General features: G+C 40.2%; 1 protein-coding gene. It reads right to left on the reverse strand.

Going from position 1 to position 537, the window contains the following annotated elements; all coding sequences use genetic code 11:
* Positions 1-104 precede the first annotated feature (104 nt).
* The coding region (panB, locus tag IE271_RS44735; protein ID WP_190195544.1) for a 3-methyl-2-oxobutanoate hydroxymethyltransferase at positions 105-537 on the reverse strand (433 nt) is incomplete at its 5' end.

The raw sequence follows: 537 nt of genomic DNA on the forward strand, positions 1-537 counted from the left end.
ATCTTTTCTTGACCGATGTAATCTTCCCAAAGATTAGGGCGCAAACTCACTTCTTGAGAAGTTTCAAAATCCAAAGTTTCTAAATTGACTATCCGTTCTTTCATTCAATAATAACTTTCTAATTCGTTAGGGAAATTTCCCTTTTTCACATCATCAGCGTATTGCTTGATAGCGTTTTGAACCAATTCTTTCCCCTTAAGGTATTCTCGCACGAATTTAGGCTTAAAACTATCAAAAAAGCCTAACATATCGCTCCACACTAAAATCTGCCCGTCGCAATCTTTACCGCTCCCTATACCGATCGTGGGGATTTTGATTGTTTGCGTGATTTTTTGAGCGATAGGGGCGGTTATACCCTCTAAAACCAACAAACCTGCCCCGGCTTCTTCTAAACTCAAGGCGTCTTCTAAAAGCTTTTTTTGTTGCTCTTCATTTTTGCCCTTAATCTTATAACCCCCATCAAGACGCACGAATTGGGGCATTAAGCCGATATGCCCTACAACAATAACGCCCTCATCAGTGAGCGTTTTAACCAAT

Source organism: Streptomyces minutiscleroticus (assembly GCF_014650875.1).
Taxonomy (GTDB): domain Bacteria; phylum Actinomycetota; class Actinomycetes; order Streptomycetales; family Streptomycetaceae; genus Streptomyces; species Streptomyces minutiscleroticus.